The sequence below is a fragment of the Bacillus sp. AP50 genome (assembly GCF_040492675.1).
Lineage (GTDB): Bacteria > Bacillota > Bacilli > Bacillales > Bacillaceae_G > Bacillus_A > Bacillus_A cereus.
Map to the genome: position 1 here is coordinate 1 of NZ_JBEUTW010000427.1, position 1,006 is coordinate 1,006.

Here is a 1,006-nt window from a genome sequence, read left to right on the forward strand (position 1 = left end):
ATACATCCCTGTCTTTTTCATTATGTTTTGTATGCTTAGTACATTACAAAATTTAATGAACTTTCCACCACTTGTAAATGTTTTTTTAAAGTTTGGTTTACTTTATAGTGGTGTTGGAATAGCACTTTTATTTATTTTATTTTGCATACGTTATGTTCACTATCAATCGTATATATTTATTTTAAATTGGTTAAAGCAAGATGATAGAAACCGCCTTACATAAGGCGGTTTTTTTATTCGCAATTGTAACAGAACCTGTACATTTCACATAAAATAGGACGAGTAGAAATGCAAACATATTACAAGAAAGGGGCGGGGCAATAAAATGAAACTTGTTATAGACGCAGGGCACGGTGGATATGATTCTGGTGCTGTTGGTAATGGTTTAGTAGAAAAAAACTTAACACTTCAAATTGCTAGACGCGTTCGAGACATTTTAACGGTAAATTACCCAATTACAATTAAAATGACACGTGATAGTGATGTGTTTATTTCTTTATCTGAACGTGCTAATATTGCTAATGCTTTCAGTGCGGATTATTTTATTTCATTTCATATTAATAGCGGCGGAGGTACAGGTTTTGAAAGTTATATTTATAATGCGTTATCCAATAGCAGCACTGCATATGCAAAGCAACAAAAAATGCATACAGCTGTCAATCCTGTATTAACAAAATATGGTCTTCGTGATCGAGGAGCAAAAAAAGAAAATTATGCGGTATTAAGAGAAACCACAATGGATGCAATTTTAACTGAGACTGCTTTTATTGATACAGCGTTTGATGCAAATTTATTAAAAAATCCACAATTTATTGAAGATCTAAGTCAAGCGTATGCAAATGGAATAGCAGCTATTTTTGGAGTAGCTCCAAATCCACAACCCCCTAACCCACAACCGACACCTCAAACGAAGGGAATCGCTTATATTCTTGGGAAAAATGTAAATTTAAGAAATGGTCCATCAACTTCTTCCTCAGTTATTCGTCAATTAAATTCTCCAGAATCT

Annotated in this window: 1 protein-coding gene and 1 pseudogene; both read left to right on the forward strand. The window is 33.4% G+C overall.

Features of this window, described 5'->3' with window-relative positions; all coding sequences use genetic code 11:
- Positions 1-223: pseudogene (locus ABWK52_RS23950) on the forward strand (hypothetical protein); the annotation flags it as partial.
- Between the two features lie 102 nt (positions 224-325).
- Positions 326-1,006 (forward strand): N-acetylmuramoyl-L-alanine amidase (locus ABWK52_RS23955; protein WP_353772180.1); only part of this gene is annotated, 681 nt, incomplete at its 3' end.